Source organism: Pseudomonas sp. FBF18 (assembly GCF_024261405.1).
Taxonomy (GTDB): Bacteria; Pseudomonadota; Gammaproteobacteria; order Pseudomonadales; family Pseudomonadaceae; genus Aquipseudomonas; species Aquipseudomonas palmensis.
Window position 1 is genome coordinate 94,034 of sequence record NZ_QKRS01000006.1, and the last position, 15,028, is coordinate 109,061.

The following is a 15,028-nucleotide window of genomic DNA, read 5'->3' on the forward strand; positions in this document are numbered from 1 at the left end:
CGACCGGGCCTTGGGCGTTACTTATCTATCGGTCGGCCGACCAGGCGTACCGGCTCAGCCTTCGACGAATGCGCGGATGCGCTGGGCCGCCTCGACACATTCGGCAAGCGGGGCCACCAGCGCCAGGCGCACGCGTCCGGCCCCCGGATTGAAGCCCTCCACCTCGCGAGACAGGTACGAGCCCGGCACCACGGTCACGTGCTGCTGTTCGAACAGGTCGCGGCAGAACTGCGCGTCATCGCCGGGGACCTTCGGCCACAGGTAGAAACCGCCGTCGGGCTTCTGTACATCCATTACCGGGGCCAGCACCTGCAGCACGGCGTCGAACTTCTCGCGATACAGGTCGCGGTTCTCCAGGACATGCGCCTCGTCGTTCCAGGCGGCGATGCTCGCCAGCTGGGTCTGTACCGGCATCGCGCAACCGTGATAGGTGCGGTAGAGCAAAAAGGCCTTGAGAATCTCGGCATCGCCGGCCACGAAGCCCGAACGCAGGCCTGGCAGGTTGGAGCGCTTGGACAGGCTGTGGAACACCACGCAGCGCTTGAAGTCGCTGCGGCCAAGTTCCACGCAGGCGCTGAGCAGGCCGGGTGGCGGGGCCTGCTCGTCGAAGTACAGCTCGCTGTAGCACTCGTCGGCGGCGATCACGAAGTCGTGCTCGTCGGCCAGTGCGATGAGTTTTTTCAGGGTGTCCAGCGGCACCAGTGCGCCAGTCGGGTTGCCTGGCGAGCACAGGAACAGGATCTGGCAACGCTGCCAGATCTCGGCTGGCACCGCGTCGAAGTCCGGGTTGAAGCCGTTGCTGTCCAGGCACGGCAGGTAGTGCGGCTGGGCGCCGGCGAGCAACGCGGCACCTTCGTAGATCTGGTAGAACGGGTTGGGGCTGACGATCAGCGCGTCCTCACCACGGCTGACCACCGCCTGGGTGAAGGCGAACAGCGCCTCGCGGGTGCCGTTGACGGGCAGCACGTGCTGTGCGGCATTCAGCCAGCCGGCCGGTACACCGAAGCGGCGCTCGCACCAGTGCACGATGCTTTCGCGTAGCGCGGGCAGGCCCAGGGTGGTGGGGTACACCGCCATCTTGTCGAGGTTGTCGGCCAGCGCCTTGGCCACGAATGCCGGCGAGGCGTGCTTGGGCTCGCCGATCGACAGGGCGATGGCGCGCTTGTCTGCGGCCGGCGTCACGCCATCGAGCAGGGCACGCAGTTTCTCGAACGGGTAGGGCTGAAGCTGGTTCAAAGCGTTGTTCATTGGCGCTGGGTCTCGTCAATCGGTCAAAGGGTGAGGCGGGTCATCTCGACGCCGGTGGCCTGGTCGACGCGCAACTGCTCGACGATCTCGGCCTGCAGGCGGCGGCACAGTTCAGGGTCGGACAGCGGCTGGTTGTCGGCGTCGGTGATGAAGAACACGTCTTCCACCCGCTCGCCCAGGGTGGCGATCTTGGCGTTCTGCAGCGACAGGTCGAACTCCAGGAAGATCTTGCCGATGCGTGCCAGCAGGCCCGGGCGGTCCGGGGCGCTGAGCTCGAGGATGGTCACCGGGCGCTGGGCATCGTTGAGGATGGTCACCTGGGGCGCGAAGGTGAAGTGCTTGAGCTGGCGCGGTACCCGACGCTGGATGATGGTGGGGTAGTCGTCGGGGTTGCGCAGGGCTTCGGTGAGGCCTTCACGGATTTCCTTGACGCGCTGCGGGTTGTCGCCGATCGAGCCGCCGTCGTTGTCGAGCACGATGTAGGTGTCGAGGGTGAACTGGCTGCTGGAGGTGATGATGCGTGCGTCGTGGATGTTCAGGTTGAGCTGGTCCATCGCGGCCACGGTCACGGCGAAGAAGTCGTGCTGGTCGGGGGCATAGATGAAGATCTGCGTACCGCCCTCGAACTCGCGCTGGGTGGTCTCCTTGATCAGCACCAGCGGGCCGCCGTCGGCCGGCTGCTGCAGGATCGCGTCGGAGTGCCAGGCCACGTCCGCGGCGGTGTGGCGCAGGAAGTAGTCATCGCCCAGTTGCGACCACAGTTGTTCGACGTCGTCCGGGTCGGTGCCTTCGCGTACCAGGATGTCCAGAGCTGCGCTCTGGGTCTGGCGGATCTGCTCTTCGCGTTCCAGCGGGTTTTCCAGGCCGCGGCGCAGGGCCCGCTTGGTTTCGGTGTAGAGCTGGCGCAACAGGCTGGCGCGCCAGGAGTTCCACAGGCTCGGGTTGGTGGCGTTGATGTCGGCCACGGTGAGCACATAGAGGTAGTCCAGGTGCACCAGGTCGCCGACCAGCTGGGCGAAGTCGTGGATCACCTGCGGGTCGGAGAGGTCCTTGCGCTGGGCAGTGGTCGACATCACCAGGTGGTTCTGTACCAGCCACACAATCAACCGGCTGTCCCAGGCGGGCAGCTGGTGGCGGCTGCAGAATGCCTGGGCGTCCACCGCACCGATCTCGGAATGGTCGCCCTGACGCCCCTTGCCGATGTCGTGGTACAGGCCGGCGAGGTAGATCAGCTCGGGCTTGGGCAGGCGCCCCATGAGCTTGCTGGCCAGCGGGAATTTCTCGGACACGGGGGTGTACTGCAGTTTGCGCAGGTGCTTGATCAGGTTCAGGGTGTGCGCATCGACCGTATAGATGTGGAACAGGTCGTGCTGCATCTGCCCCACGATCAGGCCGAACTCGGGCAGGTAGCGCCCCAGGATGCCGTAGCGGTTCATGCGGCGCAGGTTGCGGTGGATGCCGATCTCGCACTTGAACAGCTCGATGAACAGGCTGGTGTTGCGGATATCGTTGCGGAACTCGTCGTCGATCAGGTGTCGGTGCTCGCGCAGCAGGCGGATGGTGTCGGCACGCACGCCCTTGATTTCGGGGTGCTGAGCCATCAGCACGAAGATCTCGAGCATGGCGAACGGGGTGCGCTTGAACACGTTGCTGCGCACCGCCTCGATGTAGCCGTCATGCAGCTGGAAGCGCGGGTTCAGCGGCTGGGTGCTGCTGGCGCTGTCATCGGCGAGGATGACTTCCTCGAAGTGCTGGATGATCAGGTCGCTGAGCTCGGCGATGCTCATCACCACCCGGTAGTACTGCTGCATGAACTGTTCGATGGCGCGCTTGGGGTTGTCATCGGTAAAGCCCAGCAACGCGGCGATGCTGCGCTGGTGGTCGAACAGCAGGCGGTCTTCGGCGCGCCCGGCGAGCATGTGCAGGGCGTAGCGCACCTTCCACAGAAACTCCTGGGACGAGGCCAGCAGGTTGTTCTCGCTCTCCAGCAGGAAGCCTTCGCCGGCCAGCGCATGCAGGTTGAGCGTGCCGTACTGGCGGCGCGCTACCCAGAGCACGGTCTGGATGTCGCGCAGGCCGCCGGGGGAGCCCTTGACGTTGGGTTCCAGGTTGTACTCGGTGTCGTTGTACTTGTGGTGGCGCGCCTTCTGCTCGGCGCGCTTGGCCAGGAAGAATTCCTTGCTCGGCCACATGTGCGCCGTGCTGGTGACCTCGAGCATGCGCTGGCGCAGGTGTTCGGGGCCGCAGATGGTGCGGCTTTCCATCAGGTTGGTGACCACAGTGAGGTCGGCCCGCGCCTGTTCGGCGCATTCGTCCACCGAGCGCACGCTCTGGCCGACTTCCAGGCCGATGTCCCAGAGCAGGGTGAGGAAGCGCTCGATCGAGTCGCGAAACACCTCGTGGTCGGCGTCATCGAGCAGGATCAGCAGGTCGATGTCGGAATAGGGGTGCAGCTCGCCGCGCCCGTAGCCGCCGGTGGCGATCAGGGCGATGTCGGCGGCTTCGCTCCAGCTGAACTGGTTCCATGCCTGTTGCAGGATGTTGTCGACGAACCAGGCGCGGTCCTCGATCAGTCGGCGGATCTCGCGGCCGCTGCGAAAGCGCCCGTCGAGCACCTCGCCGGCCTGGCGGATGGCTTTCTTGAAGGCCGCTATGGGGCTGGCCTTGAGGGCCAGTTCCGCCTGGAACTGGCCGCGGTCGAACAGCTCGGGGTCCACCTGGGGCATCGATGACGTTCCTGTGAGGGTCAGGCCGAAGTGCGCGGGATCGTGTCGTCCTTGCGCAGGGTGAAGATCTCGTAGCCGGTGGCGGTGACCACCAGGGTGTGTTCCCACTGCGCCGAGAGCTTGCGGTCCTTGGTGATGGCGGTCCAGCCGTCGCCCAGCACCTTGGTGTCGGCCTTGCCCTGGTTGATCATCGGCTCGATGGTGAAGGTCATGCCTTCCTTGAGTTCCATGCCGGTACCGGCGCGGCCGTAGTGCAGGATCTGCGGCTCTTCATGGAACACCTTGCCGATACCGTGGCCGCAGAACTCGCGCACCACCGAGAAGCCGTTCTTTTCGGCGTGCTTCTGGATCACTTCGCCGATGTCGCCCAGGCGGCAGCCCGGCTTGACCAGCTCGATGGCCTTGTACATGCACTCCTGGGTGACCTGGGACAGGCGCTCGGCCCATACCGGCACGGTGCCGACGTGGAACATGCGGCTGGTGTCGCCGTGGTAGCCGTCCTTGATCACGGTCACGTCGATGTTCAGCGTGTCGCCATCCTTGAGCGGCTTGTCGCCCGGGATGCCGTGGCACACCACGTGGTTGACCGAGGTGCAGATCGACTTGGGGAAGCCCTTGTAGTTCAGGGGCGCGGGGATGGCCTGCTGCACGTTGACGATGTAGTCGTGGCACAGGCGGTCGAGTTCCTCGGTGGTGACACCGGGCTTGACGTGTTCTTCGATCATCTCCAGGACTTCGGCGGCCAGGCGGCCGGCGACGCGCATCTTTTCGATGTCTTCGGCGGTTTTGATAGTGACGGTCATTGCAGGCTCTCTACGGCGCGCGCAGGCGCAAATGAAACGGGAAAGGCGTGATTCTAACAGAGCGAGGCGGCGCGCTGGGGCCTGGGCTGCGGGGCATTGCCTACTATTTATGTTGATTGCATTGGTCGCTGCATGAGCAGGGCGGGTGCAACCCTCGGGTGTCGTCTGTTTTTTCGGTTTCGCTCGGCTCACTTGTGTGGTATAAAATGCGCCGCTTTCGGGGATAGCCCCGTCTGCTCAAACCCACACACGTGTCGACACGATGGCCTGGGTGCCCCTGACTTCGGTTTCGGGGTTGGTCATTGGGATACGTGGAGGCCCAACCCGACTTATCAAGGAACTATCATGTCCCAAGTCAACATGCGCGATATGCTGAAGGCCGGTGTGCACTTCGGTCACCAAACCCGTTACTGGAATCCGAAAATGGGCAAGTACATTTTCGGCGCGCGCAACAAGATCCACATCATCAACCTTGAAAAAACCCTGCCGATGTTCAACGAGGCACTGACCTTCGTAGAGCGCCTGGCCCAGGGCAAAAACAAGATTCTGTTCGTCGGCACCAAGCGTTCCGCTGGCAAGATCGTTGCTGAAGAAGCAGCACGTTGCGGTTCGCCGTACGTCGATCACCGCTGGTTGGGCGGCATGCTGACCAACTACAAGACCATCCGTGCTTCGATCAAGCGTCTGCGCGACCTGGAAACCCAGGCCGAAGATGGTACCTTCACCAAGCTGACCAAGAAAGAAGCGCTGATGCGCACCCGCGATCTGGAAAAACTGGACCGCAGCCTGGGTGGTATCAAGGACATGGGCGGCCTGCCTGATGCCCTGTTCGTGATCGACGTTGACCACGAGCGCATCGCTATCACCGAAGCCAACAAGCTGGGTATCCCGGTCATCGGCGTTGTCGATACCAACAGCAGCCCGGAAGGCGTTGACTACATCATCCCAGGCAACGATGACGCCATTCGCGCCATCCAGCTGTACATGGGTTCGATGGCTGACGCCGTTATCCGTGGTCGCAACAACGTTGCCGGCGGCACCGAAGTGTTCGCAGAAGAAGCAGCTGCACCGGCTGCCGAAGCCTGAGTAGCTGACGCTTAGCGTCGACTCGGCACGCAAAAAGGGGGCTTGGCCCCCTTTTTGCCACCTTGAAATCCTCTTGTCAGCGTCGCCGTTGCATCATTGCGAACTGCATGTGCTCTGGCAGTGGATTTCCAGAATTGAACGCCCGTCAGGTATCGGGTGGAATGGTTGAAAACCTATCCAAGAGGAATTTGAAATGGCAGCAATTACTGCAGCGCTGGTAAAAGAACTGCGCGAGCGTACCGGCGAAGGCATGATGGATTGCAAGAAAGCCCTGGAAAAGGCTGGCGGCGACATCGAAAAAGCCATTGACGACATGCGCGCTTCGGGTGCCATCAAGGCAGCCAAGAAAGCTGGCAACGTTGCCGCTGAAGGCGCCATCGCCATCAAGGCCGACGACAAGTCCGCTGTCCTGCTGGAAGTGAACTCGCAGACCGACTTCCTGGCCCTGCAAGACGACTTCAAGGCCTTCGTCGCCGAAAGCGTCGAGCAAGCCTTCGCTGAAAAACTGACCGACGCTGCGCCGCTGATCGCTGCGCGTGAAGCTGCTCGTGAAGCCCTGGTGGCCAAGGTTGGCGAAAACGTCAACATCCGTCGCCTGGTGCGCGTTGAAGGTGACGTTGTCGGTACCTACCTGCACGGCAACAAGATCGGTGTTGCAGTGGTCCTGAAGGGCGGCGACGTCCAACTGGCCAAAGAGATCGCCATGCACGTGGCGGCAAGCAACCCTGAGTTCCTGCTGCCGTCGGAAGTTTCGGCTGAAGCGATCGAGCGCGAAAAAGCCGTGTTCCTGCAGCTGAACGAAGAGAAGATCAAAGGCAAGCCTGAGAACATCGTCGAGAACATGGTCAAAGGCCGTATCTCGAAGTTCCTGGCCGAAGCCAGCCTGGTCGAGCAAGCCTTCGTCATGAACCCGGAAATCAAGGTCGGCGAGCTGGCCAAGAAAGCCGGTGCCGAAATCGTTTCCTTCACCTACTTCAAGGTAGGCGAAGGCATCGAGAAGCCAGTCGACAACTTCGCTGAAGAAGTTGCTGCACAGCTGGCTGCTGCCAAGCAGTAAGACAGAGTCACCTCTGTCGCCCCAAAGAGGCTGCCCGCTCACGCGCGCAGCCTCTTTGTCAAAGCGGGGGCGGTTTACAACGCCGCCCTTTCGCTGGCGCAGTCGCTGCGCCACGCTACAGTTAGCAGGCTGAAAACAGCCCGCCCAGATTTTTTTTCAAAACGCCGCAGGAGAGATTCGCAATGGCTCAGCAGGGCAGTGGTTATCAAGCTCGCTATAAACGCATTCTACTCAAGCTTAGCGGCGAGGCCCTGATGGGCTCGGAAGAGTTCGGCATCGACCCCAAGGTGCTGGATCGCATGGCGCTGGAAGTCGGCCAGCTGGTCGGTATCGGTGTGCAGGTCGGCCTGGTGATCGGTGGCGGCAACCTGTTCCGTGGCGCGGCGCTCAGCGCAGCGGGCATGGATCGCGTTACCGGCGACCACATGGGTATGCTGGCCACGGTAATGAATGCGCTGGCCATGCGCGATGCGCTGGAGCGCGCCAACATCACCGCCATCGTCATGTCGGCGATCTCCATGGTAGGCGTGACCGATCACTATGATCGCCGCAAGGCCATGCGCCACCTGAACTCGAAAGAAGTGGTAATTTTCGCGGCCGGTACCGGCAACCCGTTCTTCACCACCGACTCCGCCGCCTGCCTGCGCGCCATCGAAATCGATGCCGACGTGGTATTGAAGGCAACCAAGGTCGATGGTGTATACACTGCAGACCCATTCAAAGACCCGCATGCCGAGAAGTTCGATCATCTTACCTACGATGAAGTGCTGGATCGCAAGCTGGGCGTGATGGACCTGACAGCTATCTGTCTGTGCCGAGACCACAAGATGCCGTTGCGCGTCTTCAACATGAACAAGCCTGGCGCCCTGCTGAACATCGTGCATGGTGGCGCTGAAGGGACCCTGATCGAGGAAGTTCAAAAATGATCAACGAAATCAAGAAAGACGCCCAAGCGCGTATGCAGAAATCCCTGGAGTCTCTGGCTTATGCGTTCGGCCAGATTCGTACCGGCAAGGCACACCCCAGCATCCTGGCAAGCGTGATGGTGCCTTACTACGGTACCGACACCCCGATCAGCGGCGTGGCCAACGTCACCGTGAAAGATTCGCGCACCCTGCAAGTCGTGGCGTTCGAGCGCAACATGCTCGCTGCCGTCGACAAGGCCATCCAGAGCGCCGGTTTGAATCTCAATCCGACCAACCTGGGTGAGCTGCTGCTGATCAGCATGCCAGCCCTGACCGAAGAAACCCGCAAGGGCTTCACCAAGCAGGCGCGCAGTGCAGCCGAAGACGCGCGCGTTGCTGTGCGCAACATTCGCCGCGATGCTCTGGGTGAACTGAAGAAGCTGGTCAAGGACAAGGAAATCAGTGAAGACGAAGAGCGTCGCGCCATTGCTGATATCGACAAGCTGACCAAAGATACCGAGGCCCAGATCACCAAGGCCACCGAAGAGAAAGAAAAGGACCTGATGGCCGTTTAAGGGCCGGGACTTTTTTCAATGGAAAAGACCAAGCAGGGTGTGCCTCCATCGGTGCCGCGCCATGTCGCGATCATCATGGATGGAAATAATCGCTGGGCGAAGAAGCGCCTGTTGCCCGGCGTTGCCGGGCACAAGGCAGGCGTGGATGCGGTGCGCGCGGTCATCGAGGTGTGCGCCGAGGCCAAGGTCGAGGTCCTGACCCTGTTCGCGTTCTCCAGCGAGAACTGGCAGCGCCCGGCCGACGAGGTCGGTGCGCTGATGGAGCTGTTCTTCTCGGCGCTGCGCCGCGAGGCCAGGCGGCTCAACGAGAACAACATCAGCCTGCGCATCATCGGTGATCGCTCGCGCTTTCACCCTGAGTTGCAGGCTGCCATGCGCGAGGCCGAGGCGCTGACCGCAGGCAGCAATCGCTTCATCCTGCAGATCGCCGCCAACTACGGTGGTCAGTGGGATATCGCCCAGGCCGCCCAGCGCCTGGCGCGTGAAGTGCAGGCCGGGCATCTGCGCCCGGAAGACATCACCCCCGAGTTGCTGCAGCCGTGCCTGGCGACAGGCGATCTGCCGTTGCCCGACCTGTGCATCCGCACCGGTGGCGAGCACCGCATCAGCAACTTCCTGCTGTGGCAGCTGGCGTACGCCGAGCTGTATTTCTCCGACCTGTTCTGGCCGGACTTCAAACACGAGGCCATGCGCACTGCATTGGCCGATTTCGCTTCGCGCCAGCGCCGCTTCGGTAAAACCAGCGAGCAGGTCGAGGCTGGAGCCCGTGCTTAATGCTTAAACAACGCATCATCACTGCGCTGATTCTGTTGCCGATTGCCCTGTGCGGGTTTTTCCTGCTCGACGGGGCGAACTTTGCCTTGTTCATCGGCCTGGTGGTCACCCTTGGGGCCTGGGAATGGGCCCGCCTGGCCGGGCTGATCGCCCAGGGCCTGCGCGTTGCCTATGCCGTGGTGGTCGCCGGCCTGCTGATGCTGCTGCACCTGATGCCGGAGCTGGCACCCTGGGTGCTGGGCGTTTCGGTGCTGTGGTGGGCGCTGGCCACCTGGCTGGTGCTGACCTACCCGCGTACCAGCGAGCTGTGGGCCAGTGTGGCCTGCCGCCTGCTGATCGGCCTGCTGGTGCTGTTGCCGGCCTGGCAAGGCCTGGTGCTGATCAAGCACTGGCCCCTGGGCAACTGGCTGATCATGGCGGTGATGGTCCTGGTATGGGGCGCCGATATCGGCGCCTACTTCTCGGGCCGGGCCTTTGGCAAGCGCAAGCTGGCGCCGCAGGTCAGCCCCGGCAAGAGCTGGGAAGGTGTCTACGGTGGCCTGGCGCTGAGCCTGGTGATCACGGCGGTGGTGGGCGTGACCCGCGAGTGGAGCGCCGGCGAGCTGATCCTCGGTCTGTTCGGTGCCGCCGTCGTGGTACTGGTGTCGGTGGTCGGCGACCTGACCGAAAGCATGTTCAAGCGCCGTTCCGGAATCAAGGACAGCAGCAACCTGCTGCCGGGGCATGGTGGGGTACTGGATCGCATCGACAGCCTCACGGCTGCCATCCCGCTGTTTGCCGTGCTGCTGTGGGCCGCCAACTGGGGCGCGCTGTGAGCCGCCCGCAACGGATCACGGTGCTGGGCGCCACAGGTTCCATTGGCCTGAGCACACTGGACGTGATTGCCCGTCACCCCGAGCGCTACCAGGCCTATGCCCTGAGCGGCTATTCGCGCCTGGGCGAGCTGCTGGCCCTGTGCCTGCGCCATGCTCCGGTGTTTGCCGTGGTGCCGGGCGATGAGGCCGCGCAGCAGTTGCAGGCCGACCTGCGTGCTGCGGGGTCGAGTACCGAGGTGCTGGTGGGCGAGCAGGGCCTGTGCCAGGTGGCGGCCGACCCGCAGGTGGATGCGGTGATGGCGGCCATCGTCGGTGCGGCGGGGTTGCGTCCGACCCTGGCCGCAGTGGAGGCGGGCAAGAAGGTGCTGCTGGCCAACAAGGAGGCGCTGGTGATGTCCGGCGCCCTGTTCATGCAGGCCGTGCAGCGCAGTGGTGCGGTACTGCTGCCGATCGACAGCGAGCACAACGCGATCTTCCAGTGCCTGCCCGGTGACTATGCCCGCGGCCTGGCCCAGGTGGGTGTGCGGCGCATCCTGCTGACCGCCTCCGGTGGTCCGTTTCGTGAAACGCCGCAGGCCGAGCTGGAGCACGTCACCCCGGAGCAGGCCTGTGCGCACCCGAACTGGTCCATGGGGCGCAAGATCTCCGTCGACTCGGCCAGCATGATGAACAAGGGCCTGGAGCTGATCGAGGCGTGCTGGCTGTTCGATGCCAGGCCTGCCCAGGTCGAGGTGGTGGTCCACCCGCAAAGCGTGATTCACTCGCTGGTCGACTACGTCGATGGTTCGGTGCTGGCGCAGTTGGGCAACCCCGACATGCGCACGCCGATCGCCAACGCCCTGGCCTGGCCGCAGCGCATCGACTCGGGTGTGGCGCCGCTGGACCTGTTCGCCGTTGCCCGCCTGGATTTCCAGGCGCCGGACGAGCAGCGCTTTCCGTGTCTGCGCCTGGCGCGTGAAGCGGCGGACGCCGGCAACAGTGCCCCTGCGATGCTCAATGCGGCCAATGAAGTGGCCGTCGAGGCATTTCTTCAGCGGCGCATCCGCTTCCCGCAGATCCCGAGTATCATCGAGCACGTGCTCAACCAGGAAGCGGTCGTTGCCGTGCCGACGCTGGAGGCGGTGTTTGCAGCCGACCAGCGTGCACGCAGCCTGGCCGGGCACTGGTTGGATCGTCACGGGGTCTGAGGTGCGACGTCGCCACGGGTTGCGCCCGCTCCCGCTGAACGCTATTCGGAGAAAGACATGAGTGCGCTCTACATGATTATCGGCACCCTGGTCGCATTGGGCGTGCTGGTCACCTTTCACGAGTTCGGTCACTTCTGGGTGGCGCGGCGCTGCGGCGTCAAGGTTTTGCGGTTTTCCGTAGGGTTCGGCATGCCGCTGGTGCGCTGGCATGACCGCCATGGTACCGAGTTCGTGGTGGCCGCCATTCCCCTGGGCGGCTACGTGAAGATGCTCGACGAGCGCGAAGGCGAAGTGCCTGCCGACCAGCTGGAGCAGTCGTTCAACCGCAAGAGCGTGCGCCAGCGCATCGCTATCGTCGCCGCCGGCCCCATCGCCAACTTTCTGCTGGCCATCGTGTTCTTCTGGGCACTGGCCATGCTTGGCAGCCAGCAGGCGCGGCCGGTCATCGGCGCGGTCGAGGCTGGCAGCCTGGCGGCTGCCGCAGGCCTTAGCGCCGGCCAGGAGATCGTCGCGGTCGACGGCAAGCCGACCAACGGCTGGGCAGCGGTCAACCTGCAGCTGGTGCGCCGGCTGGGTGAAAGCGGTGCGCTGCAGGTCAGCGTGCGTGAAGAGGGTGCCAGCACCGACAGCAGCCATGTGCTCAAGCTCGATGCCTGGCTCAAGGGTGCCGACGAGCCCGACCCGATCCGCTCCCTGGGCATCCGCCCATGGCGCCCGGCGCTGGTGCCGGTGCTGGCCGAACTTGATCCCAAGGGGCCGGCCCAGGCCGCCGGTCTGAAAACCGGCGACCGCCTGCTGGCACTCGACGGCAAGGCGCTTGACGATTGGCAGCAGGTGGTGGACACCGTGCGCGGCCGTGCCGGCAGCCGCATCGTGCTGAGCGTGGCGCGTGACGGGGCGACGCTGGAGTTGCCGGTAACCCTCGCCAGCCGTGGCGAAGGCCAGAATGCCAGTGGTTACCTGGGGGCGGGCGTGGCGCCGGTGGAGTGGCCTGCGGCCATGTTGCGCGAGGTCAGTTATGGCCCGCTGCAGGGCCTGGGCGAGGGTGTTTCGCGCACCTGGAACATGAGCGTGCTGACCCTCGATTCGCTGAAGAAAATGCTGTTCGGCGAGCTCTCGGTAAAAAACTTGAGCGGACCGATAACCATTGCTAAAGTGGCGGGCGCTTCGGCCCAGTCCGGCGTTGGGGATTTCCTGAATTTCCTCGCCTACCTGAGCATTAGCCTGGGGGTTCTTAATTTGCTGCCCATTCCTGTACTGGATGGGGGGCATTTGCTGTTTTACCTGATCGAATGGGCGCGTGGTCGTCCGCTTTCGGATCGGGTGCAAGGTTGGGGGGTCCAGATCGGTATCAGTTTGGTAGTCGGGGTGATGTTGCTTGCCCTGATCAACGATTTGGGTCGACTGTAACGCTTCGCTCAATTGCGAACCTGCCGCGTCCCGCGGTGGGTCGTTTATTGCCAGTTGGAATAAGAAAGGACTTCATGAAACGTCTGCTGCTAACTGCGGTTCTCGCCGTACTGATGATCGCTGAAGTTCACGCCGAGTCCTTCACCATCTCCGATATTCGTGTCAATGGTCTGCAGCGGGTTTCCGCGGGCAGCGTGTTCGGCGCCTTGCCATTGAACGTTGGGGACGAGGCCGATGATCGGCGCCTGGTGGATTCCACCCGTGCGCTGTTCAAGACCGGCTTCTTCCAGGACATCCAACTGGGTCGCGACGGCAACGTCCTGATCATCACCGTGGTCGAGCGTCCTTCCGTCTCGAGCATCGAGATCGAAGGCAACAAGGCCATCAGCACCGAAGACCTGATGAAGGGTCTGAAGCAGTCGGGCCTGGCCGAAGGTGAAATCTTCCAGCGTGCCACCCTCGAAGGTGTGCGCAACGAGCTGCAGCGCCAGTACGTGGCCCAGGGCCGCTACTCGGCCGAGGTCGACGCCGAGGTGGTGCCGCAACCGCGCAACCGCGTAGGTCTGAAAATCAAGATCAACGAAGGCACCGTCGCTGCCATCCAGCACATCAACGTGGTGGGCAACACCAAGTTCAGCGACGACGAGCTGGCCAGCCTGTTCGAGCTCAAGACCACCAACTGGCTGTCGTTCTTCAAGAACGACGACAAGTATGCCCGCGAAAAACTGTCCGGTGACCTTGAGCGCCTGCGCTCCTACTACCTGGACCGCGGCTACATCAACATGGACATCGCCTCCACCCAGGTGTCGATCACCCCGGACAAGAAGCACGTCTACATCACCGTGAACGTCAACGAGGGCGAGAAGTACACCGTTCGTGACGTCAAGCTGTCCGGCGACCTGAAGGTGCCGGAAGACCAGGTCAAGGCACTGATGCTGGTGCAGCCTGGCCAGGTGTTCTCGCGCAAGGTGATGACCACCACCTCCGAGCTGATCACCCGCCGCCTGGGCAACGAAGGCTATACCTTCGCCAACGTCAACGGCGTGCCGCAGCCTCACGATGACGACCACACCGTCGACATCACCTTCGTCGTCGACCCGGGCAAGCGTGCCTACGTCAACCGCATCAACTTCCGTGGCAACACCAAGTCCGAGGACGAAGTGCTGCGCCGCGAGATGCGCCAGATGGAAGGTGGCTGGGCATCGACCTACCTGATCGACCAGTCCAAGACCCGCCTCGAGCGCCTGGGCTTCTTCAAGGAAGCCAACGTCGAGACCCCGGCCGTGCCGGGCACCGACGACCAGGTCGACGTGAACTACAGCGTCGAAGAGCAGGCATCGGGTTCGATCACCGCCAGCGTCGGTTTCGCGCAGAGCGCCGGCCTGATCCTGGGTGGTTCGATCAGCCAGAACAACTTCCTGGGTACCGGTAACAAGGTCTCCATCGGCCTGACCCGTTCCGAATACCAGAGCCGCTACAACTTCGGCTTCGTGGACCCCTACTGGACTGCCGATGGCGTGAGCCTTGGCTACAACGCCTTCTACCGCACCACCGACTACGACGACCTCGACGTCGACGTGGCCAGCTATGCGGTGGACAGCCTGGGTGCGGGCGTCAGCGTCGGCTACCCGATCAGCGAGACTTCGCGCCTGACCTTCGGCCTCACCGCCCAGCAGGACAAGATCAAGACCGGTCGCTACACCGTTGACGAGATCTTCGACTTCGTCAAAAAGGAAGGCGACAACTACCTGAACTTCAAGGCATCGGCCGGCTGGTCGGAGTCCACCCTGAACAAGGGCGTGCTGGCTACCCGTGGTCACTCCCAGAGCCTGGTGCTCGAGGCGACCACCCCGGGCAGCGACCTGTCGTTCTTCAAGCTTGACTACCGTGGCCAGCTGTTCAAGCCGATCAACAACGACTACACCCTGCGTCTGCACACCGAGCTGGGCTACGGCGACGGCTTCGGCGGCACCTCGGGCCTGCCGTTCTACGAGAACTACTACGCCGGTGGCTTCAACTCCGTGCGTGGCTTCAAGGACAGCAGCCTGGGCCCGCGCAGTACCCCGAGTAAAGGCAACAACCCTGGCACTGCGCGCGACCCGGACCAGGATCCACTGCCGTTCGGCGGCAACGTGCTGGTGCAGGGCGGCGTGGAACTGCTGTTCCCACTGCCGTTCGTCAAGGACCAGCGTTCGCTGCGCACCTCGGTTTTCTGGGACGTGGGTAACGTGTTCGACACCAACTGCGGCTCCAAGCCGGATTGCGAGAAGGTCGGCCTCAGCGGCCTGGCCAGCTCGGTCGGCCTGGGCGTGACCTGGATTACTGCACTGGGCCCGTTGAGCTTCAGCCTGGCGATGCCGGTCAAGAAGCCGGACGATGCCGATACCCAGGTGTTCCAATTCTCTCTGGGCCAGACCTTCTAAGGGTCTGCCCCGCGTAAAC

At 63.2% G+C, this 15,028-nt stretch carries 12 protein-coding genes; 9 read left to right on the plus strand and 3 right to left on the minus strand.

Annotated features, from left to right (window positions below):
• Window positions 1–54 precede the first annotated feature (54 nt).
• From dapC to map, 3 genes are read right to left on the minus strand one after another with little or no spacing between them, the layout of a single operon-like run.
• The gene (gene dapC / locus DN387_RS11685; protein WP_054915003.1) at window positions 55–1,248 is read right to left on the minus strand and encodes a succinyldiaminopimelate transaminase; all 1,194 of its coding nucleotides are present in this window, start codon (window positions 1,246–1,248) and stop codon (window positions 55–57) included.
• 23 nt (window positions 1,249–1,271) lie between these two features.
• Window positions 1,272–3,974, minus strand: coding sequence for a [protein-PII] uridylyltransferase (locus DN387_RS11690; protein WP_043863250.1), 2,703 nt, complete (start codon window positions 3,972–3,974; stop codon window positions 1,272–1,274).
• Window positions 3,975–3,994: 20 nt separating this feature from the next.
• Window positions 3,995–4,777, minus strand: a complete 783-nt coding sequence (map, locus tag DN387_RS11695) for a type I methionyl aminopeptidase (protein ID WP_043863251.1) — start codon at window positions 4,775–4,777, stop codon at window positions 3,995–3,997.
• Between the two features lie 345 nt (window positions 4,778–5,122).
• On the opposite strand from map, the gene rpsB reads away from it, so the two are divergent.
• The 9 genes from rpsB (at window position 5,123) to bamA (ending at window position 15,009) form a co-directional block, all read left to right on the plus strand.
• A complete protein-coding gene (gene rpsB, locus DN387_RS11700) occupies window positions 5,123–5,863 on the plus strand; it encodes a 30S ribosomal protein S2 (RefSeq protein ID WP_043863252.1) in 741 nt (246 codons plus the stop codon).
• Between the two features lie 193 nt (window positions 5,864–6,056).
• Entirely contained in the window at window positions 6,057–6,920 is an 864-nt protein-coding gene (tsf, locus tag DN387_RS11705; protein ID WP_043863253.1) for a translation elongation factor Ts, read from the plus strand.
• 182 nt (window positions 6,921–7,102) lie between these two features.
• Window positions 7,103–7,846: a UMP kinase gene (gene pyrH, locus DN387_RS11710; RefSeq protein ID WP_038614006.1), complete on the plus strand. Its 744-nt coding sequence runs from the start codon at window positions 7,103–7,105 to the stop codon at window positions 7,844–7,846.
• Window positions 7,843–8,400 carry a ribosome recycling factor gene (frr, locus tag DN387_RS11715; RefSeq protein ID WP_043863254.1) on the plus strand — a complete coding sequence of 186 codons (558 nt, stop codon included), beginning with the start codon at window positions 7,843–7,845 and terminating at the stop codon, window positions 8,398–8,400. The genes pyrH and frr overlap by 4 nt, the downstream gene beginning before the upstream one ends.
• Before the next feature lie 18 nt (window positions 8,401–8,418).
• Window positions 8,419–9,174 (plus strand): polyprenyl diphosphate synthase, encoded by a 756-nt coding sequence (gene uppS, locus DN387_RS11720; protein WP_043863255.1) that lies wholly within the window; start codon window positions 8,419–8,421, stop codon window positions 9,172–9,174.
• Window positions 9,174–9,989 (plus strand): phosphatidate cytidylyltransferase, encoded by an 816-nt coding sequence (locus DN387_RS11725; RefSeq protein ID WP_054915002.1) that lies wholly within the window; start codon window positions 9,174–9,176, stop codon window positions 9,987–9,989. Before uppS ends, DN387_RS11725 begins: the two co-directional genes overlap by 1 nt.
• Complete coding sequence (ispC, locus tag DN387_RS11730) at window positions 9,986–11,176, plus strand: 1-deoxy-D-xylulose-5-phosphate reductoisomerase (protein WP_043863257.1); 1,191 nt, start codon at window positions 9,986–9,988, stop codon at window positions 11,174–11,176. The genes DN387_RS11725 and ispC overlap by 4 nt, the downstream gene beginning before the upstream one ends.
• Window positions 11,177–11,233: 57 nt before the next feature.
• Window positions 11,234–12,586, plus strand: coding sequence for an RIP metalloprotease RseP (gene rseP, locus DN387_RS11735; RefSeq protein WP_054915001.1), 1,353 nt, complete (start codon window positions 11,234–11,236; stop codon window positions 12,584–12,586).
• 74 nt (window positions 12,587–12,660) lie between these two features.
• On the plus strand, window positions 12,661–15,009 hold the full coding sequence (gene bamA / locus DN387_RS11740; protein WP_043863259.1) for an outer membrane protein assembly factor BamA: 2,349 nt from the start codon (window positions 12,661–12,663) through the stop codon (window positions 15,007–15,009).
• Window positions 15,010–15,028 lie beyond the last annotated feature (19 nt).

Bases quoted from the DNA above. Each gene is read 5' to 3' on its own strand.
- tsf (WP_043863253.1), top strand. From the start codon at position 6,057: ATGGCAGCAATTACTGCAGCGCTGGTAAAAGAACTGCGCGAGCGTACC.
- pyrH (WP_038614006.1), top strand. From the start codon at position 7,103: ATGGCTCAGCAGGGCAGTGGTTATCAAGCTCGCTATAAACGCATTCTA.
- bamA (WP_043863259.1), top strand. From the start codon at position 12,661: ATGAAACGTCTGCTGCTAACTGCGGTTCTCGCCGTACTGATGATCGCT.
- DN387_RS11690 (WP_043863250.1), bottom strand. From the start codon at position 3,974: ATGCCCCAGGTGGACCCCGAGCTGTTCGACCGCGGCCAGTTCCAGGCG.
- frr (WP_043863254.1), top strand. From the start codon at position 7,843: ATGATCAACGAAATCAAGAAAGACGCCCAAGCGCGTATGCAGAAATCC.
- uppS (WP_043863255.1), top strand. From the start codon at position 8,419: ATGGAAAAGACCAAGCAGGGTGTGCCTCCATCGGTGCCGCGCCATGTC.
- DN387_RS11725 (WP_054915002.1), top strand. From the start codon at position 9,174: ATGCTTAAACAACGCATCATCACTGCGCTGATTCTGTTGCCGATTGCC.
- rpsB (WP_043863252.1), top strand. From the start codon at position 5,123: ATGTCCCAAGTCAACATGCGCGATATGCTGAAGGCCGGTGTGCACTTC.
- rseP (WP_054915001.1), top strand. From the start codon at position 11,234: ATGAGTGCGCTCTACATGATTATCGGCACCCTGGTCGCATTGGGCGTG.
- map (WP_043863251.1), bottom strand. From the start codon at position 4,777: ATGACCGTCACTATCAAAACCGCCGAAGACATCGAAAAGATGCGCGTC.
- dapC (WP_054915003.1), bottom strand. From the start codon at position 1,248: ATGAACAACGCTTTGAACCAGCTTCAGCCCTACCCGTTCGAGAAACTG.